10 protein-coding genes are annotated in these 24,710 nt (G+C 53.7%); all 10 read left to right on the forward strand.

All coding sequences use genetic code 11. The features are described 5' to 3' along the window. Positions 1-46: 46 nt before the first annotated feature. The 10 genes from KIH86_RS14725 to KIH86_RS14770 all read left to right on the forward strand — a co-directional run bounded on the left by KIH86_RS14725 (position 47) and on the right by KIH86_RS14770 (position 24,702). Positions 47-1,474 (forward strand): anthranilate synthase component I family protein, encoded by a 1,428-nt coding sequence (locus KIH86_RS14725; RefSeq protein ID WP_223085271.1) that lies wholly within the window; start codon positions 47-49, stop codon positions 1,472-1,474. Then, complete coding sequence (locus tag KIH86_RS14730) at positions 1,455-2,054, forward strand: anthranilate synthase component II (protein ID WP_223085269.1); 600 nt, start codon at positions 1,455-1,457, stop codon at positions 2,052-2,054. Before KIH86_RS14725 ends, KIH86_RS14730 begins: the two co-directional genes overlap by 20 nt. Before the next feature lie 13 nt (positions 2,055-2,067). After that, entirely contained in the window at positions 2,068-2,367 is a 300-nt protein-coding gene (locus KIH86_RS14735; protein WP_223085268.1) for a chorismate mutase, read from the forward strand. Between the two features lie 15 nt (positions 2,368-2,382). Next, positions 2,383-3,816 (forward strand): UbiD family decarboxylase, encoded by a 1,434-nt coding sequence (locus KIH86_RS14740; RefSeq protein WP_223085266.1) that lies wholly within the window; start codon positions 2,383-2,385, stop codon positions 3,814-3,816. A gap of 11 nt (positions 3,817-3,827) precedes the next feature. Further along, positions 3,828-5,042 (forward strand): tryptophan synthase subunit beta, encoded by a 1,215-nt coding sequence (gene trpB / locus KIH86_RS14745; RefSeq protein WP_223085264.1) that lies wholly within the window; start codon positions 3,828-3,830, stop codon positions 5,040-5,042. Between the two features lie 97 nt (positions 5,043-5,139). Next, positions 5,140-6,672 carry a MocR-like pyridoxine biosynthesis transcription factor PdxR gene (pdxR, locus tag KIH86_RS14750; RefSeq protein ID WP_223085262.1) on the forward strand — a complete coding sequence of 511 codons (1,533 nt, stop codon included), beginning with the start codon at positions 5,140-5,142 and terminating at the stop codon, positions 6,670-6,672. Between the two features lie 301 nt (positions 6,673-6,973). Continuing rightward, complete coding sequence (locus tag KIH86_RS14755) at positions 6,974-13,117, forward strand: non-ribosomal peptide synthetase (RefSeq protein WP_235775432.1); 6,144 nt, start codon at positions 6,974-6,976, stop codon at positions 13,115-13,117. A 13-nt stretch (positions 13,118-13,130) separates the two neighbouring features. After that, positions 13,131-14,318, forward strand: coding sequence for an MFS transporter (locus KIH86_RS14760; RefSeq protein WP_223085261.1), 1,188 nt, complete (start codon positions 13,131-13,133; stop codon positions 14,316-14,318). Beyond that, positions 14,315-23,500: a type I polyketide synthase gene (locus KIH86_RS14765; protein ID WP_223085259.1), complete on the forward strand. Its 9,186-nt coding sequence runs from the start codon at positions 14,315-14,317 to the stop codon at positions 23,498-23,500. Before KIH86_RS14760 ends, KIH86_RS14765 begins: the two co-directional genes overlap by 4 nt. A gap of 11 nt (positions 23,501-23,511) precedes the next feature. Further along, on the forward strand, positions 23,512-24,702 hold the full coding sequence (locus KIH86_RS14770; RefSeq protein ID WP_223085257.1) for an Acg family FMN-binding oxidoreductase: 1,191 nt from the start codon (positions 23,512-23,514) through the stop codon (positions 24,700-24,702). Positions 24,703-24,710: the final 8 nt, after the last annotated feature.

The following is a 24,710-nucleotide window of genomic DNA, read 5'->3' on the forward strand; positions in this document are numbered from 1 at the left end:
AATACATGAGATTGAATTCAATAATTCTTTTGAGACCTATTTAGCCTTGCAGGAAAATCTGGGACAGCAGGACGTGTACCTGCTTGAGACTCTATCCGGGCCTTCCAAGATTGCTCAGACTACTCTGATTGGTTTCAAATCTCTGTTTACGATAACTGCTTTTGCTACAGAGATACAGCTGACTGGGATGAAGTCCATTGTTGAACGGGTTAGACAAGGTGCACTGAAAGAAGGGCTGTTAATTACCCGGGACGGGGCTCTGCATTTGCAAGACCGCAGCGGATTGTGGGATTTCTTGCGGTTTGTTCAGTCCCAGTTCTCGGTTTCAATTCCGGACCAGGGTGAGGCTTTCTACTTCGGGTTTTTCGGATACTTGGGTTATGATACAGCCTGGTCTGTTGAGAGTCTGCCTACTCATATTCCAAATGACGGAACGGTACCGGATCTCGCCTTGTCCATCTATCAAGGATTAATTGAATATACGCTAGTGGACAAGACCGCCAGACTGATTCTGAATCAATCTGCCGGGGAATGGGATGATTTATCCAAAGCGGAGATCTGCAGGATGTTTCGTAATGAAAATTCGCAAGAGAGTCAGACTTATGCGGATGCTATTGAGCCGTTATCCGTGGAATATACGATAGACCGTCAAGTGTATCAGAACAATGTGAAAAAAGCTCTCTCTTACATCTCGGACGGGGATATTTATCAAGTCCAGCTAGGAAATCAAATCAATATAGAAAGCCATATAACACCAATTGAGGTGTACCGGAGATTGCGGGTGCGCAATCCATCTCCCTATATGTATCTGGCATCTATTGGAGGCATAACCCTGATCGGCGCCAGTCCGGAACTGTATATTAAAATCCAGGGCCAGTACATCACGATGAGGCCGATTGCCGGAACTTGTCCCAAGGGTTCCACTCCGGAAGAAAACGAGAGATTCATAGAAGCTATGAAGAATGATGATAAGGAAGTAGCGGAGCATATCATGCTGGTGGATTTATGCCGCAACGATATTGGGCGGGTCTGCCAAAAGGGGACATTGGCGGTCGAGGAACTTATGGTGATCGAGAAGTACTCGCATGTGAACCATCTGGTATCAAGTGTAGGTGGGACACAAGAAGCTGCCAAAGACATGTATGATATTATTGCGGCAACTTTTCCGGCAGGAACAATGACCGGAGCGCCAAAGATTCGGGCTATGGAGATTATTGAGGATCTCGAAACAACGCGCCGCGGGGCTTATGCTGGGGCCATTGGCTTTATGGATTTCAGCGGATACGTTAACATGGCGCTTTGTATCCGAACGGCGATTCATCGTGAACCCCATGTTTATTCCATACGGGCTTCTGCGGGAGTGGTAGCCGATTCCGTACCTGAGAAGGAATGGAACGAGACTTTTCACAAGATGGGCGCATTATTCTGGGCGATAACAGGTAAGGAGGTGCTGCATGAGAGCATTAGTAATTGATGCGTATGACAGCTTTGTCTATATCATTTGCCAATATCTCATGAAAGCCGGGGTGGAGCTGGAAGTCGTGCGGAACGATCAGATAAGCCCCGGTATGGTGGAGCGGGTTGCCCCAAACTTTGTAGTGCTGGGTCCTGGCCCGGGCCATCCGGCTGATGCGCGGTATGTTGAGCTGATCAGGCAATATGGCGCACATCTTCCTATCCTTGGCGTATGTCTGGGGCATCAGGCCATCGGACTTGCTTATGGAGGGAAAATAATGGGTGCGGATCATTTGATGCATGGCAAGACCAGTGAGATTATTCATGACGGCAAGGGCTGCTTTTCCGGCCTGGATAATCCATTTCGCGCTACCAGATACCACTCTTTGATTGTCAGTCGGGAGGGTCTGCCGGATTGTCTTGAAGTTACTGCGGTATCCGCGGATGATGGATATATAATGGGAGTGCGGCATAAGGAATTTCCAATTGAATCGATTCAATTCCATCCTGAAAGTGTATGCACGGAAGGCGGATTTCAAATTTTTCAAAATTTCATTTCAACATACGCACCATACTCATTTGAAGCCAATATTGTTTAAGGGGGATTTATTAATGTCAATAGACAACCTGTCGCTTCACAGACAAGAGATCGACCGGATTGATCAGCAGATTGTAGCCTTGATTGCTGATAGAACCAAGACCGTCAAGAAGATTATGGTCTTGAAAACGGATGAGGAGTCCGTCCGCTCTTGCGACCGGGTACAGCAGGTATTGGATAAGGTGGCCAAGCTATCGGAGGAAGCGGGTCTGGAACCGCATATTGCAGTTGCTACTTACCGGACATTAATAACGGTTCTGACTGATATGCAGCTTGAATATTTGCACAATCGCCAACAATCGGCAGGGCATTAACGATGAGCGAAGCAGATGATGAAAGCAGCAGCCTCGGGGGTTATTCATGATCTGAAATCGGCCCTAATCTATCTGGAAGAAAAGGGAGACGCTCCCTTGCGGTATACGCTTCCCGTGAAGGCCGAATATGAGCTTGCCGCCCTGTATGCAGCGCAGGGGGGAGGGGTACCTGTCGCATCGCCGACCGGACCGGGAATGCCGATGCTGTTCGAGCATGTGAAGCCGGTGAATAAGCCCGTGCTGACAGGAATGTTTGGAATCCGGAGACGGTGTGCAATGCTGCTGGGCACAGAGGAATACCATATGGCGGACTTCCTGCTGAATGCAGCTGCCAACCCAATTGAGCCTGTAAAGTGCGAACAGCCGCCCTGCCAGGAAGTGATCCAAAAGTCCGTTGACCTAAGCGAGCTGCCTATCCCTACAATGAGTGTGAAGGATGCCGGATCCTATATTACACTCGGATTAGTAGTCGCCAAGCATCCAGTCACCGGCGAGAGCAACATTTCAATTCATCGGCTGTGGGTTAAAAGCAGCGACGAATTGACGATATGGATGGTGCCTGGCCGCCATTTGGAGAGCTTCTATCTGGCGGCCAAGGAAATGGGGATGCCGCTCCCGATCTCCATCAACATTGGCCTGGACCCTGCCATATATATAGCCTCATGTTGTACAAGCCCTGTAGCACCCGAGGGTTTCAATGAGCTGGCTATTGCCGGCGGATTACGAAGACAGCCCGTCAAGATTTCCTCTTGTTTATCTGTCGCTGCCGACTGCTTGTCCGAGGCGGAATATGTGCTGGAAGGTGAAATCACCCATGAATATGCTCCTGAAGGACAGCTTGGGGGCTGTTCCATGCCTGAATTTCTGGGATATGACGGCAAGGCGCATCCCCATTTGCCTGTCGTCAGGATTACCGGGGTTACTTCCTCAGCCAATGCCATTTTTCAATCGGTGATCGGTCCCGGGTATGAACAATCCAATCTGTTGGCGTTGGGTATGGAAGCCGGGGTGCTCCAGTATGTCCGCAGTCAAGTCACCTCCCGGATTACAAATGCATATTGCAGTTCTTCAGGGGGAGGTCAGCTGCTGCTGTTTGCTCAATTTCATAAGATGAGCGATGAAGATGATCTGGCAGTCCGGCGCGCCGGTACGATGATTCTTCAATCGTTTCGAATGATCAAACAGGTGGTTATGGTAGATGAGGATGTCAACCTGTTCAGTGAAGAAGAAGTGTGGTGGGCCATGGCAACCCGTTTTCAGGCTGATGTTGATATAATGGTCTTGCCCAAGCTTGATGGCTTCCACCTGGACCCTTCGCAAATGCCAGGCATGTCCCCGCAGATTACGAAGCCGGGCATGACCGCTAAGGCAGCGTTTGATTGCACAGTACCTTATAGAATGAGGAATCAATTTATTCGAACTTCTTTTGGCACACATGAAAATGATTAGGAGGTCATTTTATGAGTATCATTAAGGTAACTGCGGATGGTGTGTTTGGTGAAGGGGATCAGGAGCAATTCGGCGGAAGTTACGTTCCGGAAGAGCTTATGACGGCTCTAAATAAACTGGATGAGGCTTTTCGGCATTATAAAGATGATGAAGAGTTCGAGCGTAAGCTCAACTATTATTTGAATGAATACGTGGGGAGACCCAATCCGCTGTATTATGCCGAACGGCTGACGAATAAACTCGGCGGGGCCAAAATATATCTCAAGCGTGAAGATTTGAATCATACCGGAGCGCATAAGATCAATAATGCCATCGGCCAGGTCCTGCTTGCCCATGAGATGAAGGCCAAGAGAATTATTGCAGAGACTGGCGCGGGACAACACGGGGTGGCTACAGCGACCGTATGTGCCTTGTTTAATATCCCCTGCACCATCTATATGGGAGAAGTGGATATTGAACGCCAGGCTCTTAATGTATTCCGCATGCAGATGCTGGGAGCAGAGGTTGTGGCTGCGAAGTCCGGAAACCGGACATTGAAGGAAGCGGTGGATGAAGCGCTCAATGATTTTGCCCGGAACTATGAAGATACTTATTATCTCATTGGATCTGCCGTTGGGCCGCATCCTTTTCCGCTAATGGTCCGCCATTTCCAATCGATCATTGGAAGAGAGGCCAAGCAGCAGATTCTGGAGAAGGAGGGACGTCTTCCCGATCTAATCACTGCCTGTGTGGGCGGAGGCTCGAATGCGATCGGGTTGTTCTATCCGTTTGTGGATGATCCCGATGTCGCAATAGTGGGCGTTGAGCCTGCGGGAAAAGGGATCGACACCGGGATGCATGCCGCTCCGCTCTCGGTTGGCAAACCGGATATTATCCACGGGTTCAGATGCTATGTTATGGAGGACGCCGAGAACTGCCACTCCATTGCAGCCGGCTTGGATTATCCTGGCGTGGGTCCGGAACACAGCTACTACAAGAATATTAAACGGGCGGATTACGTTTCCGTTACGGATGAGGAAGCACTGGATGCCTTCCTGACCTTGTCCAAGACGGAGGGAATCATACCTGCCCTGGAAAGCTCCCACGCGATTGCCTATGCGATGAAGGCTGCGCAGGCTATGAGCAAGGATCAAATTATTGTGGTTAGCCTTTCCGGCCGCGGGGACAAAGATGTTGCCCAGGTCTATGAAATGCTCGAAATGCGCCGGACGCTGCAAGAAGTATAAGTCCAGGTATGAACGACAAGCCTTCGGAGCCTGCAGCTCCGGAGGCTTAAAGCCATTTATATGGAGAGTTATTTCATTGGGGCTGGAGGGGGCTTTATTGGCATATGAATTGTTAATTGCAATTGATAAGACACTGGATACATCCTTGTCCAGACAAGTGTACGAGCAAATTCTGCAGGCAATTACAAGCGGCTGCTTGCGAAGCGGGGACCAGCTTCCCGCGACAAGGTTGCTGTCTGAGCAGATTCTGGTTTCCCGCAGCGTTATTCTTCAAGCCTACGAGCAGCTGCAGGCCGAAGGCTATTTGGAGATGAGAAGGGGAGCGGGAACATTCATCGCTTCAAATGCGGCGAGTGCAGGCGCCAGTCCTGACAATGAGGCCGAGGAATATTGCGAGGTGGCAACCAGAGCGCCAACTTTCGCAACGGCGGACTCCTCTCCGACAGCGGTCCCTTACGACTTCCGTCATGGTGTGCCGGCCTGGGATGTCTTCCCGATGGATCGCTGGCAGCGGGCGCTGACCGAGGCATGCCGGAGGGCCACCCCTGATATGCTTACTTACGGCCCTGCGGAAGGCTCTTTGGCGCTGAGGGAGGAAATTGCCCGCTTGGTGCGCTCTACCCGTTCTATCCCGGCGCTGCCGGAGCAGATTGTGATAACGACAGGAGCTACGCAGGCGCTGGATATTCTCGCCAGACTATGCCTGAACAACGGGGACCCTATGCTGGTCGAAGATCCGACCCATAATGTATTGCGGGAGATATTCGCATACTCGGGCGGAGAAGTCATTCCGGTACCCGTGGATCAGGAAGGGATATGCGTTCAGGAGATTGATCGGTGTCTTGCGGCCTACAGCAAGAACCCGACGAGAACTCCCAAGCTGCTCTATGTGACCCCTTCACATCAGTTCCCGATAGGCGTAACGATGTCATTTAACCGGAGAATACAGCTTCTGGAATGGGCCAGAAGATCGGGAGCGCTCATTATTGAAGACGATTATGACAGCGAATACCGCTATGTCGGGCAAAAGGTATCCGCGCTCGCAGGGCTGGATTCATGCGGCCGTGTCGTGTATGTGGGCAGCTTCAGCAAAATTCTGTTTCCTGCGCTGCGCATCGGCTACGTGATTCTACCGCCTTCCCTGGTTGAGCCCTTTCTGGCAATCAAATGGATTACGGATCGCATGAGCCCTACCATTGAACAGGAAGCGTTGACAGATTTCATACAGTCAGGACAATATGCCAAACATGTGAGCCGGATGGGGAAATTATACGGAACCCGGCGGGCTTGTCTGGTGGATGCGCTGCAGCATGAATTTGACGACCGGGTCAAGGTTATTGGAGATGAAGCCGGGCTGCACCTGCTGATTGAGCTGGATACTTTGGTTGATGAGCGGATCATTGCGGAGCGGGCTCTGGCGTACGGGGTTAAAATATATCCGGCATCCGAGTATTTTTTGAACAATATGCCCCGAAAGCCCACGTTTATCTTAGGCTATGCAAATTTGTCGGAGTATCAAATACGAATGGGTATTAAGCTGGTGGCACGGGCGGAGCAAGAATGCCGAAGTATGAATTCAGTGCCCAGGATTGGCGGCGAGCCGGAGAGGCTGCTGGACGCCCGCACCTGATGTTGTGCAGGAAGTACTAAAGTTCTAGGTCTTAAATTTGAGCAATATATAAAGAGACAACTCCTCCCGGGTTTGAACCCGCCGAGGCTGTTGTCTCTTCGTCTGAAACGGAGTCCGCCCCTGACCACATAACACAAATCTATAAAACATCCATTTTGTAAAATAGATGTTAAATTTTATAAAATAAGAGAATATTGGTAATTTGTCATTGACACAAAATCCCATTTCAAGGTAAATATCTTATGTGAATTGATTCGTAACAAAAATGATCGATGCGAGGGGGAGGGGTTTTGTGAGCAAGATGTTTGTTCATTCATCTAGTGTCTCAAGCGGCACTGGTCAAGCGGTCTATCAGCTGGTTTCAAGTGTAACAGGTCACAGGATCGAAGATTTGAATTCGGATATGTATCTGGAAGATGATCTGGGACTGGATTCCATCAAAATGATTACCTTGATGAATGAATTGATCGGATTGGTCCCGGCAGAGCAAATGGATGATTTTACGGCTGCATACCCGGTGACTGTCTTGATGGGTCTGCAAACTGTCGGCGATCTTGTGCAGATTTTTGAGGAATGGGAACTTGCCCGGCGGGAAGGAGCAGAGGTACAGACTGCGGTTAGTACTGCGCTTCAAGCGCAAGAAGATTTCTGGCCTCAGCCTGCTGTAGTCCAGGTTCAATCCGCTGCCCCGGATCTGCGTGAACAGTTGACAATAGAAGTCTGCAGGTTGATCTCCGGCATTACCGGACATAAGCCTGAAGATCTGCATACGGATATGGATCTGGAGAGTGATTTGGGCCTGGATTCCATTAAAATGATTACCTTAATGAGCGAGATGGTTTCATTGCTGCCTGCCGATTCATCCGGTGAAGTCAACGACAGCAATATGGTGACGTCGCTCATGTCTATGCATACGGTTGGAGATATCGTGGAAATGCTGGCCGTCCGCAGCGGGGGGAACAGCGGTACCCTGGCAGTTACAGATGACGATAACAGTATAGTGGCGGAGATTCCTGAAATAGTGGCGGAGATTCCTGAAAATGAGCCCGAATTTCTTGAAATATTACATTCCCAATATTTATTTCTGATCACCTATTTGTCGGTAGCCAATCTGACCATAACGTCAGGTGTACGCCTGCGGGGGAGACTGGATGTCGCAAGCCTGCGGAAGTCGTGGGGTGAGCTGATTCTCCGCCATCCTGTACTGCGGGCCGTGTTCATCACGGAACCGGCGAACGCGAGCCTTAAGGGGTATCGTCTCCAATTGCTGAAGGCTGTGGTGCCGCCGGAAATTCCCGTCCTGGATATCAGACATCTGGATGAACAAGCGAAGCGCCGGTGGATCTCGGAAAGGTTCGAAGCCTCGCTAAATGAGAAATTTGATATCACCCGCTGGCCGCTGCATTCTTTGTCAGTCATCCGGACGGCCGACCTGGAATACGAGCTGATTCTGGACATCAACCATATGATCTCGGACGGTCTGGGCAACCAGCAGATTCTGAAAGAAATATTGGAAATTTATGGATTTAATTCGTATAACAACGCAACTGAACTAAAACACGTACTGCCAGCCCGGGAATATAACCGTATTGTATCTGAAATCAATGCCTGGAATGCTCCGGGAGAGATGGAGGATCTGGACCGGTATTTGAAACAGCAGGGCCGTGGAGCCTACTTCTTCAACCCCTGCGGGGTTAGCCGCAAGGCAGATGCAGCAGGTGCTGCCGGAGCCGTCATTCATTCCCGCAAATACTGGATCGGCGAGGAAGTTACCGCACGGCTGATTGCCTCAACCAAGACCTGGCGCACCTCTCTCTTTATTCTTCTGGTCAGCGCATATTTGAAGACGATCAAGCAGCAGGGGGAAGAGCGGGATCGGATTATTCTGAATCTTCCGACTAGCGGCAGGCTGTACCCCCACACGGATGCTTCGGAGGTGCTGAGCGCCTTTGCCCAAAATCTTGCACTCAGCTTCACCTGCACGGATGCAAATGAAGACTGGGAATCATTAATTGACAGAACGCATGAAGAATTCACCAATCCATTTTCCTCAGGCATAGACAGGGCTCAGACCTACAGAGCTGCGCAGTATGCTAAAGACACGATCCATCTGCAGAACGGCGTTATGCCGGAAGCGGTGGCCTCCATGATCCGCTCCACATTGAAATCAAACTTATATCTTTCATTTGTAGGCAATACATCCATAGACACGCAATACGGGGATTACGAAGTTTATGATTATGAGGCTTATACAGGAACCAATCCGGGAACGATTGACTGCTTGGTTGAATTGTTTCAGGGCAGGCTGATGATCACGGCTAACTATGACAGCAGCTTTTTTGAGGATGATTATATCGGGAAGCATATGGACAGGTTCATGGACAACCTCAGCCAGCTTGCGGGAATGGGAGCTGTGGGCAAGCCGGTGCTTGCCGCAGCAGGTACCGAAGAGCCGCATAGCGCGGAAATAAGAGAACGGCTGTACGGAATAGTCCGGGATATTTCCGGAACGGCGCTTAACGAGGAAGCACTGTTCAAGGATATGGAGGCAGAACTCGGGATGGATTCCCTTCAGCGCATCCGGCTGGTTACCAAGCTAGGCAAAGTATTCGGGCATGCCGACAAGGCGGCATTGCTTGAATGCAGGACGCTGAATGAATTAATTACCCATATTACACATGCAAACAATGCAATTAAACCGGCAGGCCATGACGCTGCATTAGAAATTCCCTATCTCCAAATTTCCCGTCAGTGCAAGGCAACTCCTGATGCGGTTGCGATATTGGACGGCACCAGGGAGGTTACCTACCGCGAGCTGGATGAGCAGTCCAACCGGCTTGCGCATTATTTAACTTCACAAGGGGTGCGTTCGCAGAGCCTGGTCGGCATTCTAACATTCCCGGGCCGTCTTATGCTGACCGGAATTTTGGGGATATTGAAAGCGGGAGCGGCTTATGTGCCGCTTGATCCGATGTACCCCGCCGACCGGATTGAATATATCGCGGAGCATGCGCAGCTCAGTATCCTGCTCACGGAGCAGTCGCTGCAGAAGCAGGCAGATCCTATCGTGCAGAAGAGTTCTTCTATCCGGAAAGTAGTCTGCCTCGATGAAGGGTATGAAGCCCACGGTCATTTTGAACAGGCGGGAACGGAAGAGTGGCAGAGCTGCTCCGCCAGCGATCTGCGGGTGGACAGCGCCCCGCATGATCTGATGGTTGTTCTGTATACATCGGGTTCAACCGGGAAGCCCAAGGGAGTTATGCTGAATCACCGCGGCTATATGAACCGGCTGGAATGGCATCAGATGACCTTTCGCCTGCAGCCTGGCGAACGTGTGGCCCAGAAGACCTCCTGCTGCTTCGATATTTCCGTGTGGGAGCTGCTGTGGCCGCTGATGTACGGTGGAACGGTATGTCCCGTAAGACAGGAAATTGTCAAGAATCCCTGGAGCCTGGCCCGATGGATGACGGACACCGGAATCAATGTCATGCATTTCGTGCCCTCCTTGTTCGGTGAATTTGTAGATTCACTGGAGGATGAGAGCTATACATTTCCTGCGCTTCGCTGGCTGATTTTCAGTGGCGAGGGGCTGCCGCTCCGCCCGGTGCAGAAATGGATGGACCGCTATGGAAGCAAGACGAAGCTGGCTAATCTGTATGGTCCTACCGAAGCTTCGATTGATGTTACTTACCACATTATTTCAAAGCGGCCGGGTTCAGCTGGTGAGATGAGCATTCCCATCGGCAAGCCGATTCCCGGGGTGTATATCAAAAATCTGGATGAGCACATGCATGAAGTGCCCGAGGGTGAACTTGGCGAGCTGTGGATCGGCGGCATTCAACTGGCCAAAGGGTATCTGTACAACCCGGAAAAAACCCGCGAAGCCTTCCATCCCAATCCGTTTCCGGAGATTCCGGGAGAATTTATCTACCGCACAGGTGATTTGACGGTCAAAAGGGCGGACGGAAGTTATGAGTACCATGGACGCACCGACAACCAGGTGAAGCTGCGCGGTTTCCGTGTGGAGCTGGGCGAAATTGAAGCTGTGCTGGGCAGCCATGACCATGTGGCTGAAGTGGCGGTGATTGTCACTCAGCCCGCGCCCGGACAACAGCTGCTGCTGGCCTGCCTGGCTGGCAAGCAGGTGCCGGACCAGGAGATGAAAGACTTCGCCGTCCGTAAGCTTCCGTATTATATGATTCCACATCGGCTGGAATGGCTGCCCAGACTGCCCAAGAATCCGAACGGCAAGCTGGACCGCAAGGCGCTGAGTGTTATGTTCAGCGGGATAGGGCAAACGCCTCAAGCTTCAGAGCTGCCGGCTCCCCCGGTGGAGCGCGAGCCGCTAAGCGCGGGGGAAATGCTCCCGCTTGCGCCGGCGCAGAGCTGGCTGATGAATTATTTCGATGATCCTTACTGCTGGGCGGGCTATACCCGCTTCCTATACAAGCAGCCGCTGGATTTCCAGCAATTCAAGCAGGCTGCCATGTTGCTGAACCGGCGTCATGACGCGCTGAGAAGCATTCTGGAGCGGAAGGATAACGGCTTTGAACAAAGGTTCCCGCAAGGAGAGCTGGAGGGCAATGTGGATTTCTATGATGGAAGCCATATGGAAGAGGCTGAAAGAAATGAAGAAATTCAGACGATTCTGGCAGAAGCGATTCAAGGGTTCCGGGTGGACCAATGGCCGTTATGGCGGATCATTGTCATTCAGGTTTCAGAAGCGGTCTATGAGATTGCGGCGGTCGGGCATCACCTGATTTCGGATGTGATCACGAATCAGCTGCTGCTGCAGGAAATCTGGCAGATTTACGCTTCGCTGAGCCCGGGAGCCCGGCACAGCAGCTTACCCGATGCGAAGCCGTTTGCCGATTTTGTCCGGGCGGTCCAGGAGAAGAAAAGAATCCACGGGAAAGAGTACACAGACTACTGGTCCACACATTTCCCTCCGGAATCCGTGTGCAGGCTGCCGGCAGATTTCATCAAGGGACCCAATGATGAGCAGTCATCTGCGACTTTGCGCTTCACTTTTGACCGGGAGCAGACTTCGCTGCTTCTGACCAAGGCCAAGAAGCATTTCAACAGCAATGTATATCCGATTTTGCTGGCTCCTCTATATAAGGAGTTGAGTGTTTTTTTCGGACAGCCGGAGGTTGTCGTGAGCCATCGGGTGCACGGAAGAGAACTCGGCAGCGGACAAAATTTCATGCAAACACCAGGCAACTTTGCTGTTAATTTTCCGCTGGGAATAAATGTGGAGAAGGATAGCCAATGGAATAATCTGATCGCAAGCATCCGCAAAGGTCTCGAGAATGTGCCGCTTGGCGGAGTGAGCTATGATTTGGTATCCGAGAATCTACCGCGCTACATGTACCCGGATGTGAAGCTGACTCCAATCCGGGCGAACTATCTCGGAAACCGGGATGCTCCCCGCCTGCCGGGCCTGGAGTTTTCCAGAGAAGGCATGGACCGCAGATTTTCACTGCCGGGTCAAAAACGGATTTCGGTCATTGAATTCTTTTTCTCCATTGAAGAAGGGAAGCTGACCGTTGAGATCGAGTATTCGGCTAATCTTTATGCCGCAGCAACGATCCAGAATCTGGCTGAGCAATATAGGGAGCAAGCCCTTGAGCTTCTGGCGTCCATTCAGGATACTCCGGTGCTGCCCCCGGCTACCAGAAAAGGACTGCTGGCCAATAAAGTAGCGGTCATAACGGGCGGCAGCAGAGGCATCGGACGGAGCATAGCCCTGTCCATGGCCGGTGAAGGGGCCGACATTGTACTGGTATCCAGATCCGGGCAACAGCTTCAGGAGGCTGCGGATGAAATCCGCCGGCTCGGCGTAAAGGCCATGACCATATCCGCCGATGTGAGTGACGCTCCAAGCGTCAATAAGGCGGTTGAACAGATTATCGGAAGCTTCGGCCGTATTGATATTCTTGTCAACAGTGCCGGAATTACCGGCATGGCGGCGATGGCCGACATGAGTCCGGAGGCGTGGGAGTCGATCATTCAGGTGAATCTGCTTGGAACCTATCATTTTTGCTACGCGGTGATCCCTTATCTGATCCAGCAGAAGCAGGGCAAGATCATCAACATCGGCTCGGATTCCTCATTTATCGGCTATCCGATGATGAGCGCTTATGCGGCATCCAAGCACGGGGTGCTCGGTCTGACCCGTGCACTGTCAGAAGAGCTGAAGAACAGCAACATTCAGGTGAACGCTGTGTGCCCGGCGCTCGTGGACACCGACATGGCGCCGGCGGCGTTCAAGGGGCGGGCGATTCCTCCGTCAGGGGTTGCGGACTCGGTGTTGTTATTGGCCTCACCGCATGCGGACTATATTACCGGCGAGGCTGTACAAGTCTACGGTAAACAGGATATGCACTGGTTCGGGGCACAGCAGATGCAGCTGCTTCAGGCCGTGCAGCGCAGACAGCCGTAATGGAGGCGGCGTGATGGAACAAAAGACGCACAAGGCAGGGAAGCGAAATGACCTCTTTGGAGGCGGGAAAGCCGTTATTTACGGTATCGCCCTTTTGGTAGGCATCTCCGTTGGTGTCATTAATCCGCTCTCCACCACGCACATGACAGCGAATCATGGAGAAGAAATATGGATAGGGGTGATCTCATCCTCCTATTTTTTCTTCATGGCGATCGGTTCCATGGTTGCTGACAGAACGATGAGAGGTACCGACATGAAGAAGGTCATTACGTCAGGCCTGCTGCTTACGGCGGTCTGCTCGGCGCTCTTCCCGCTGTTCACCGTTAATGTGATTTGGCTGTTGCTGATGTCACTAATGGGTATAGGCATCAGCTGCAACATGATGGGACTTCAGACGGCGCTCCACAATCTCACGGGTGAGAAAAGTCTGGGTATGGTCAGCGGATTGTACAGCCTGTGTTTTGCGCTAGGGATGATTGCCAGCTCTGCACTTGCGCCTATGGTTTATGACCAGGTGCCCTGGCTGCCGTTTGCGTTCAGCTGCTTCTGTCTGGCGCTTGCTTCAGCCGTTATCTATTTTAAACTGCCGGGTAAATTGATCATTCCCGGGCGTGCGGGGAAAAAGGTGCTGTCCAAAATCAGCCAGCCGCTGTTCGGCGCTTTTGTCTACGGGTTCGGCGAAACGATTGTCGTGTCCTTATATCCTCTGTATCTGATCCGTGAGCATGTTGCCGTTGCCCAGACGGGTTATGGATTAAGCATCTTTGCTGTCGGCAGCCTCCTCGGCTTGCTGCCGGTCACCTATCTGGCTGACCGGATCGGATGCAAGAAATGCCTGATCTTATGTGTAGTTATCTCGATCTTTACTCTTCTGGGCATTGTGACTTCCGGCAGCATGCCTTTAAGACTGCTGTTCTCTTTTGCTTCCGGGTTCATCATCGGCCCCCTGTACCCTTTGGCGATGGCGCTTACGGTCCAGGAACTGACGCCAGAGGAGAGATCCTCCGGGAACGCTTTGTTTACCACATTTTATGGCTTTGGATCAGCGGCGGGTCCGTTTTTATCCACAGTAGTCATGAATGCATGGGGGAATCAGCATTTATTCACCGTATGTATGCTTCTGTTCTGCCTGTTCCTTGCTCATGCGGCAATGACAAGAAAAGGATCGAAAGTAAGGGTAACGAAGGAGGAAATATTGTGAGCAGTTCCAAACGGAAGAAACCAGAAACCAAGCTTTCTATCCTGAAGGGCGAAAATATCACTGGCAGATTTACGGAAATGGAGAATCTGGCAAATGTGCTGGTTCACGTGTCCGGCAATAAAGACCGGGGCATTACCTTCCTGCAAAATGACAATTCAGAGTTCTTTCTCTCCTATCTGGCCCTCCTTGAAGGCGCAACCTGCCGTCTGGGCGGCCTGCAGGAGCAAGGCTTTGCACCGGGCCAGTATGCACTTATTTTGCTGGAGGACAGCCGGGAATTCGTTCTTACGTTCTGGGCCTGCATCCTGGGCGGAATTATCCCCGTACCGGCCTCCTATCCTGCCTCTTCGAAGGTCATCAATACCTCCCTCAGCAAGCTGCAGGCGATATGGGAGGTGCTGGAGCGGCCGATGATCATCTCGGACCACAGCCTCGCAGAGGCAAGGGCTGAGATGGAGACAACGCTGGGAATCAGCGGCCTGCGCATTCTGGAAGCCGCAAAGCTGGATACAGCCGGACGGTCCGGGACCCTTATGCTGGCCGGGGCGCATACTCCGGCGATGATTCAATTCAGCTCCGGGAGCACAAGTGTGCCGAAAGGAACCATTCTAACCCATGATAACCTGCTAACCAACATTGAATCGATAATCACCAGCTCAGGAATGTTGGAAGATGACCGTTCCCTTGGCTGGATGCCGTATCACCACGATATGGGACTGATCGGCTTCCATCTGTCCACGCTGGCCTGCGGGATTAACCAGTTCAATATGACGCCGATGAAATTTGTAAAAAGGCCGACCCTATGGCTGGATATGATCGACAAGCACCGGATTACCTTCACCGGCTGCCCGAATTTCGGGCTTCGGCTTGTCAGCAGCAGAGTGAAGGAAGAGCAGCTGAAATCCTGGGATCTAAGCTCGATCCGGCTTCTCTATAACGGTGCCGAGCCTATATCGGTCAAGACAATGCGGGAGTTCATGGACAAATTCGCGCATAGCGGGCTAAAACGCAGTGCGATGTATCCTGTATACGGAATGGCAGAGGCCTGCCTGGCGGTCAGCTTCCCCCGGCCTGGCGAAGAGCCGCTGGTCCATTCCGTCAACCGCGAGCGGCTGGTCGGTGAATCGCGGATTGAGGCCATCGACGAGAACGACAGATGTGCCTCATTAATAGCCGATGAGGGCCACCCTGTGACGGGCATGGAGATCCGGATCGTGGACGACGCTTCCGGTACAGTTGTTCCCCAAGGAACGTTAGGAGAAATTCAGATTCGCGGCCGCAATGTAACTTCGGGCTATATCAATAATCCGGAGGCTACCATGCGGTCCTATCAGGACGGATGGCTGAAGACCGGCGACACCGGCGTTGTTCTGAACGGGCGCTTATCGGTAATCGGAAGAATTAAGGACATTATCTTTGTCAACGGCCAGAATTTCTTCGCGCATGATATTGAAGCGGTAATGGAGGAGCTGGATGGGGTCGAGCCGGGCAAAATTGCCGTGTGCGGCTGGCATGATGAACAGGAAGGACAAGAGAGAGTCGGGCTCTTCTCAACGGTACGGCTGCAGGAGCAAGAGGTTAAGCCGTTCTACGCCAAAATACTCCGTCATGTCAACGAGGTCTTCGGCATCGCTGTAGACTATGTGTCTCTAATCCGCTCCATTCCCAAGACGACAAGCGGCAAAGTGCAGCGGTTCGTTCTTGTAGAGGCTTTCAGAAAGGGAGAGTTTCAGGATAAGTCGTATTCCGCCGCGTATTTCGCAGAGGAGACTAAGGTTGCCGACTCTATACCGGCACAGTCGCTGCCAGCGCCGTCCTCTGTGGCGGCTCCCGGAGCCTTTCTGGACAAAATTCGCGCTATCTGGGCTGAAGTGCTGGGCCGTCCGCCTGAAGCGATTCCGTATAACCAATCCTTCATGTCCATGGGCGGGACCTCGCTCAAGGCGATACAGATTCTGGGCGCTTTGGAGGACGAACTGCGGATTGAATTGACCCATGATCTGCTGATCAAATGCCGCACCATTGAGGAGATGGACAGCTATGTGGCCCGCAGGGTGAATATGGGCGGCAATCCGCTCTCTGCCGGGGATCGGCAATCCGCTGCCGTTCAGGGAACAGGCAGCGGCGATGCAGATATTGCTGTGATTGCGATGGCCTGCCGCTTCCCGGGTGCTTCAAGTCCGGAGGAGTTCTGGAACAACCTGCTGCAGGGGAAGGATTCCATCGGTGAAGTGCCGCGGGACCGCTGGAATATTGACGATTATTACAGCCCCACTCCGGAATTCGGCAAAACCTACTGCCGCAATGGCGGGTTCCTTGATAACCCTTATGGCTTTGACGCCGCTCTGTTCGGCATCTCCGAGGATGAAGCGGCGGTGATGGACCCGCAGCAGCGGATCGTGATGGAGCTGGTATACGAACTGATCGAACGGGCCGGATATTCGCGGCAGCAGATGAATGGCAGGGAAGTCGGGCTGTTTGTCGGGGCGGGCGGCAATTCCTATTTCGAATATCACCTGAATACCTTGAACCGAATGAACCTGCAGAGCTTTGACAGCTTCTCTACGCTGACCAGTGTGCAGCAGGAGCGCATTATGGAAGAATGGAAGCGGAAGCTGGGGGTTACGGGAACCCATCCAAACCTTCTGGTGGATAATATAGTCAATATGATTCCGGCGCGGACCTCTCAGGAATTCAACTTCAAAGGACCAAGCATGGCGGTAGACACCGCCTGCTCCTCATCACTGGTCACGCTGCATCTGGCCGCAGCCTCCATCCGCAGGGGAGAATGCGAATCCGCCATTGCCGGCGGCATTCATCTTATGCTGACGCCGACCTCCTATCAATACTTCAGCAGCGCCGAAGCCTTGTCTCCCACTGGACGCAGCTGCGTGTTCGCGGCTGATGCGGACGGCTTCGTTCCGGGCGAGGGTGCCGGGCTGGTGATGCTGAAACCGCTGGAGCAGGCGCAAAGAGACGGCGATCCGGTGCTGGCGGTGCTGAAGGCCAGCAGTATCAACAATGACGGGCATTCCATCGGCGTAATGGCTCCGAATCCGGACGGGCAAAGGGAGCTGATCGAATCACTGTACATCAGGCATAATCTCAGTCCGGCGGATGTGCAGTATGTGGAGGCTCACGGAACAGGTACCAAAATCGGCGATCCGAGCGAAGTTAGAGCACTGGACAGTGCCTTCAAGCGCTGGGGGCTGCTGCGGCAATCAGTTGCCATTGGATCGGTCAAATCCAATATTGGCCATCTATTGGGAGCTGCGGGCATTGCAGGCTTCATCAAAGTGGTGATGGCGCTGCAGAACAAGATCATGCCGCCGCAGATCAATGTCTCCGCTCCGAACCCGATGCTGAAATTTGAGAAGACGCCGTTCTATCTCCTTGCCGCAGCCCAGGAGTGGGCGGTGTCCGAAGGAAAGGCCAGAAGAGCGGCGATCAATTCCTTTGGCTTCGGTGGCACCAACAGCCACATGGTGGTTGAAGAAGCGCCCGCACGGGCCTCGGCAAGTGAAACGGAGTGGCCGGTGCGTGCCAAGCATGTAATCGGGCTATCCGCGCAGACTGAGCCGGCACTGCTGCAGAAGATGCTGGAGCTTGCGGCATTTCTGGAGCAGCACGGGGACTATCCGCTGGCAGATGTCTGCTACACCGAGAATTCTGCGCGAACCGCATTGCCGCATCGCTTCTATACCGTGGCAGATTCGGTTCAGGATCTCATCAGAAAGCTGCAAACCGGAGTCCCGGCTGCTGCACCGGTTTCTCATTCACCCGCAATTGCTCTGATGTTCACCGGACAAGGCTCGCAATATGCGGGCATGGGTAGAGCGCTGTACGAAGGACTTCCCGCTTTCCGGAAAAATGTAGAGTCCTGCTCCGCAGCGTTTGAGCCTTATCTGAATCTGAAGCTGACGGACCTCATCTATGGCGGGGAGGCCGATGACGGACGGCTTGCCCAGACGCAGCTTACCCAACCGGCTGTCTTTACACTGGATTATGCCTTTGGACGCTTGCTGCTGGATGCGGGCATCCAGCCTGCTTATATGCTGGGGCACAGCATCGGAGAATGGGCAGCCGCATGCCTTGCGGGCATCGTCAGTCTTGCCGATGCGGCGAGACTGGTCGCCGCAAGAGGCAGACTCATGAGCGGGCTTTCGGCTGCCGGAGCTATGGCTGCCATATTCACCTCAGGCAGCGAGTTGGAAGAACTGCTGCAAGCTTATGCCGGTTCCCTTTGGGTTGCCGGATACAACGTTACGCATCAGGTGGTCTCCGGCAGCAGCGAGGCGGTCGAGGAATTCCTCTCCGTACTCCAGACAAAGGGGGTCGGGGCCAAACGGCTGAATGTGTCCCAGGCCTTCCATACTCCGCTGATGACCCCGATGCTGGAGGCGTTCAGGAAGGAACTGGAGGCCACTGTATTCCATGCGCCGCTGATTCCGGTGATCTCCAATGTCACTGCCGAAGTGATCGAAGGCCCGCCTGCGCCGGAATACTGGATGCGCCATATCCTGGAGGCCGTCCGCTTTGAACAGAGCCTTGCTTACGCGCTGGATCAGGAGGTCTCGGTTCTGATTGAATGCGGACCCGACGCCATCCTCGCCGGGATGGCGGGAGGGCTGCGGCATCCGGGCAAACCTCAGGTGCTTCATGCCCTTAGCCGCAAAAAGGACCCGTGGGACACCTGGCTTGGCCTGCTCGGCCAACTGCATTGCCTTGGCGCCAGGCTGGACTGGGCGGCTGTGGAGCAGGGCGGTCTTTTCCGTAAAGTACCGCTGCCGGTCTATCCTTTTGAACATACAGTCTTCAAGCCCGATTTCGGAGATGTCTCCGGCTCAGACTCTGCTGTAAATGCAAGAAAGTGGCTCTATGAATGGAAATGGAGACCTGAACCGCTTGCGGAAGTCGACAGCCTTGCAGCCGGCGCGGTGCTGGTGTGGAAGGGGGATACAGAGTTTGGCAGGGAACTGGAGAGCATGCTCGACACTGAGCGCAATCCTGTCTTTTATGTAAGCTTCGGCAACGAACCGCATTATGACGGGGATCAAAGCTTTACCATACGGATGGACTCGGAGGAAGATTATAGCGCCATGCTGCGGCAGTTGCCGGGTGCTGTCTCCACAATAATTCATTTGTCCAACTACGCGCGGGAGAAGCTTGGGAACCCAGAGCTTTTAACGGACATCCGGGCGGTGAACGATGGAATATGGAGCCTTTACTTCCTCGGCCAGGCGCTGGTGCGACAGGGACTGAGCGATGTGCAACTAGTCATTGTGACGAATAAGGCGTTCAGGCTGGAGGGGGATCTGGAAGCAGGTCATCCGGCTCAAGCGGCAGCGGCTGCAGTGGGTCAGGTCATTGATTTGGAGCACGAAGGGATTCATGTCTCGGTGCTGGATATGAACAAGGAGGACTATGTTTCAGGCCAGGAATTTGCCGCTGCCCTGCACGCTGCCCTGCTGCTGAGGGCAGATGGGGAATCCGTCGCCGCGATTCGCAGCGGTATCGCGTATTCGCGGAGCCTGGAACGGATGCCGGAGCAAGCTGCCGGGGAAGTGTTTGAGCCACGCAGCGGCGAGACCTACCTGATTACCGGCGGCACGGGGCTTGTCGGAAGCCGGATCGTCGAAGCGCTTGCCCGGCAGGCGCAGATCAATCTGGTGATTACCGGCCGCAAGCCTGTTCCAACTAACCCCGAGCTTCTTCTAGAGCTGGAGAAGCTGGGGGCGCAAGTGATGTATATGGCAGTGGATGTCACCAGCCGTGCGCAAATGGAGGAATTGCTGGCCCGTATTCATGATGTCTATGGACCGCTGCATGGTGTTATTCATGCGGCAGGCCAGATGGAATATGCTCCGCATAAACTGCTAACCCGCAGCCAGGACGAGATTGAACAGGTGCTGGCTCCCAAGTGGCAAGGCACGATTATTGCGGATCTCGTCACCCGGCAGGAGCCGCTGCGATTTTTTGCGGCCTTGTCCTCTATCTCGGCTTCCCGCAAAGCCTGGGCATCCGGACTTGGGGATTATGCCGCGGCGAACGCGTTCTTGAACGGCTACTGCAATTACCGGGGAGGGGACAATGCGCCTGGGCGTTCCTTGTCTATTAATTATTCCCTCTGGAAGGATACGGGGGCCGGAACGGATTTCGGCAAGCTGGTTGAGCTCACCCTTAAGGGACAAGGCTTGCAGCCGCTTGCCCATGAAGCAGCAGCGGCTGCTTTTCTGAGAGCCTTGTCCTCTGCCGGGTCTGATATTGTTCATGTGCTCGATCTGGTGGAGCCGAAGGCGCAAAAGGAATATTCCGCACTTCCTCCCAGACAGCAGGAGCCTGCGCGGGTGGCGGAACGACCGTTCGTCCATCGCTCCGCGAGAGAAATCAGAGATATTGTCTATCAGGCCATCAGCGAGGAATTGCGGATATCCATCCGCCATCTGGATACGGGCATGAATTTCATGGAGCTGGGTCTGGATTCGGTTGGAGCGACGCGGGTGGTTGCCGATATTGGCGGCAAGCTGGATACAGAGCTTTACCCGACTCTGATTTTTGAATATCAGACGCCGGAAGCCCTGGCCTCGCATATTGCGGAGCAGTTGACTCAGGAATCAGCGGCTTATGCCGCTACAACTCTGGAAACAGGAGGCGCAGCTGCCGAACCCGGCCCGGAAGAGCGGCAGGACATCGCCATTATCGGCATGGGTCTGCGCATACCGGGGGCGAACAGCCTGGAGGAATACTGGGAGCTGCTGTACAGCGGCAGAAGCGCCATCCGTGAAGTGGCTCCCGGCAGATGGTCGGATGACAAGCACGTGAACGCGGATACAGGCGTGCTTCACACCTCCTACATCGGCAAGGGCGGGTTCATCGACGCCCCGTATGATTTTGATCCGCTGTTCTTCGGCATGTCGCCCAAGGAAGCGGAGTCTACAGATCCACAGCAAAGAATTTTCCTGCAGATTTGCTGGGAGGCCTTGCAGCAGGCAGGATACGGCGGGAAATACCGCACCCGCAAAATAGGGGTGTTCGCAGGCTGTGAGCAGAACACTTACATGGAGCATTTCGCAAATTACCGTTCCTTTATGCTGATTAAGGAGCGACTGCTGGACAGTCCGGCCTTCAGCGGGATGCAGCCTGCTGAGCGGCAGGAGATTCTCGCCCGAATCTCCGGTGTGCTGGAGCCTGCACGGCTGGTTGCCGATGTTGTTGCAGGGAACGGCCTGAATGAAGTGGCCGCGCGGGTCAGCCATTGCCTTAACCTGAGCGGGCCGAGCCTGATCGTGAATTCCGCCTGCTCTTCTTCCCTGGTGGCCATCCATATGGCCTGCGAGAGTCTGCGGACCGGACAGTCGGAGATGGCGCTTGCCGGAGGGGTGAATCTGAACCTTAGCCCTACGCCGTTCGTGTCTCTGAGCCGGGTAACCGCCCTGTCTCCAACAGGCGAGTGCTATCCGTTTGACCAGCGGGCGAACGGAATGGTTCTGGGGGAAGGGGCAGGCGCGGTGCTCCTGAAGCCGCTACATGCCGCACTGCGGGATGGCGATCATATCCATGCGGTAATCAAGGGCTCGGCGGTCAACAATGACGGGCGTTCCCAGGGGATCACTGCGCCCCGGCCACAGGGGCAGGCTGAGGTGATCCGCGAAGCGTTTGTGCGGACCGGCATTCATCCTGAGACGATATCCTATATCGAGACACATGGCACAGCCACACCGCTGGGAGATCCGATTGAGATTGAAGGCATGACACAGGCGTTCAACAGCTTTACGGACAAGAAGCAGTTTTGCGGCATCGGCTCCGTAAAATCTTCTGTCGGACATATGTTATCTGCCGCAGGGGTGACCAGTCTGATCAAAGTGGTGCTGTCTCTGAAGCATCAGATACTTCCGCATACGGTAAATTACGAGCAGCCCAATCCTAATATTGATTTCGAGCGTTCACCTTTTTATGTCGTCGATAAGCATCCCCGGCAGTGGGAAGCCGCCGGAGAAGCCCCGCTGCGGGCCAGCGTGAATGCCTTCGGATTTGGCGGAACCAATGCCCACGTCATTCTGGAGCAGGCGCCGCCGGAGGCGGTTGTTCTCCCTGATTCGCTGCAGCCTGCCCCGCAGCTTCTGCTGCTTACGGGCAGAAGCGAACCTGGACTTAGACAGGTTGCCGGCCGGCTCCGGGCCTATCTTGCGGATAATCAAGAAGTTAGCGCTGCTGCCGTCTGCCGCGCGATGAACCGTTCGCAGAAGGAATTGCCGGTTAAGGCAGCGGCTGTCGTAACCTCCAGGGAGCACCTGGCTGGCATTCTCTCGGCTGTCGAAGACGGCGGGAGCTTGGCCGAGATCCTCAGAGGCCGGGCTAATCCGAACAGAACGACTCCGGTCCAATGGGTGCTTGACGGCGGAAAAGCCTTGAACGGCCAGGAATTGGATGCTGTCAGCGCACGGTTCCCTGGCTTCGGCCTGGCTTACCGGGAGGTCATGGAGGCAGCGGGTGGAGCAAGTGGGCAGATCGAATGCCTGGCCAGCCAGTACGCGCTTGGCAGGCTGCTTCTCGATGCCGGCATCCGTCCTTCGGCTATACTGGCCGAAGGGGCCGGCATTCTCGCAGCCCTGATGCTTACGGGACGAATTACGCTGCGCCAGGCGGTTCTGTTCATTCAGGACGGACGGAAGCCGGCAAGAGATTCTTCGCCTATTCCGGAAGGGATTGTGAAGTGTGCGGTGGTCATTCCTTCAGGGACCATTGATCAGCAGTCCATGGATGGTCTTTGGCCGCTGATCGCAGAGTCCATGGTGAACAGTCTGGTGCTTGCAGACTATGAACATTCATTGGAAACGGGCGATACGCTGCTGTACTGCGGCAGCCTTCGCCGCCGGGACAGTATATCCCTTGAGAGCATCCGGGAGAGCATCCGAGGAGTGCATACCGTCTGCATGCAGCTAGAGCATGACCCTGTGGAGAATTTACTGCGGGCAATGGCAGAGCTGTATGTGCTGGGCGTGCCGTTTGATCCGGCAGGACTGTCAGTTCCAAGCGGGCGGACCCTAACCCTGCCGACTTATCCATTTGAAAATGCGACCTATAAGGCGCCGTTCGAGGATGAAATTCTGCTGCCTCAAGCATCAGAGACTCCTTACGTTGATCCGAATTCCAGAAAAGGACTCATAAAAGTAGAAGTATAAAAGGAGGGGCCATGAGTAAGGGCGCCAAAATATCTATGATTATACTATCATCGGTTATTATTGTGCTCATCCTGCTTGCTGGAGCGGTATTCACGGCGAGCGGCGTATTTAAGAAAGCCAAGTACCTGGACCCCTGGAAACGTGATTACACTGACCAATTCGAAGATCCGAGAGTGAAGTTGGCAGCCTATGGCTTGCTTGCTCCTAACGGACACAATATGCAGCCCTGGAAGATTCGTCTCGACAAGCAAAATCCACTTAAGTTCTCTTTGTACACGGACAATACACGCCTCGCGTTGGCATCCGATCCGGTGGCGCGGCAAACCATGGTTTCCCAGGGCACCTTTCTGGAATATGTGAGGGTTGCCGGAGAACAGTTGGGCTATCAGGCGACGATCAGGCTTTTTCCGGAAGGGGAATATGATGAGCAGAAACTTGGCGAGAGTATGGACCAGAAGCCTGTAGCGGAAATAACGCTGTCAAAGGTACAGCCTGCGGCTAATCCGTTGTTTGATTATATGTTCTTGCCGGATACGAACCGGATGGCCTATAAGCCCGACCCGTTGACTGCGGAGCAGCGTCAGCGTCTTGAGCAGACTAATACGGATGAGGCTCTGAAGTTAACCTTTATGGATGACTCGGCGGACATCAAGAAGCTGGGCGAATACGGTATAGAGGGTACAGACATCGAAACCGGACTTAAGCGCATGAATGATGAATCAGCAAATATTTTCCGTTCAAATGAGAGCCAGAAGAACAAATACCGATATGGCTTTTCGTTTGAGGGGCAAGGAACCACGGGCGTGAAAAAGCATCTGCTGCAAGGCCTCATTACGATCTTCCCCTCTTTTAATAATGAGGAAGCTTCGACGAAGCTCGCCGTTGATGCGACCCGGACGGCTGCCGAACATACTCCGGCGTATGCACTGATTCTCAGCAAGGACAACAGCCGCACAAGCCAGGTCAAAGCGGGCATGCTCTACAGCCGGCTCATTCTCGCCGGACATGGGCAGGGACTGGTCATGCAGCCGCTGAGCCAGGTGCTGGAGGAGTATCCTGAGATGAAGGCGCCGTATACCCGGATTCATCAGGAGTATGCTCCGGGCGGTGAAACGATCCAGCTACTGGTCCGCCTGGGCCAGCCGACACAGGATACGCCGCTCAGCATGAGAAGGGATGTTACCGACCTGATTGCAGACTGAGCGAGGCA

The organism is Paenibacillus sinensis (assembly GCF_019904155.1).
Taxonomy (GTDB): Bacteria; Bacillota; Bacilli; order Paenibacillales; family Paenibacillaceae; genus Paenibacillus_AQ; species Paenibacillus_AQ sinensis.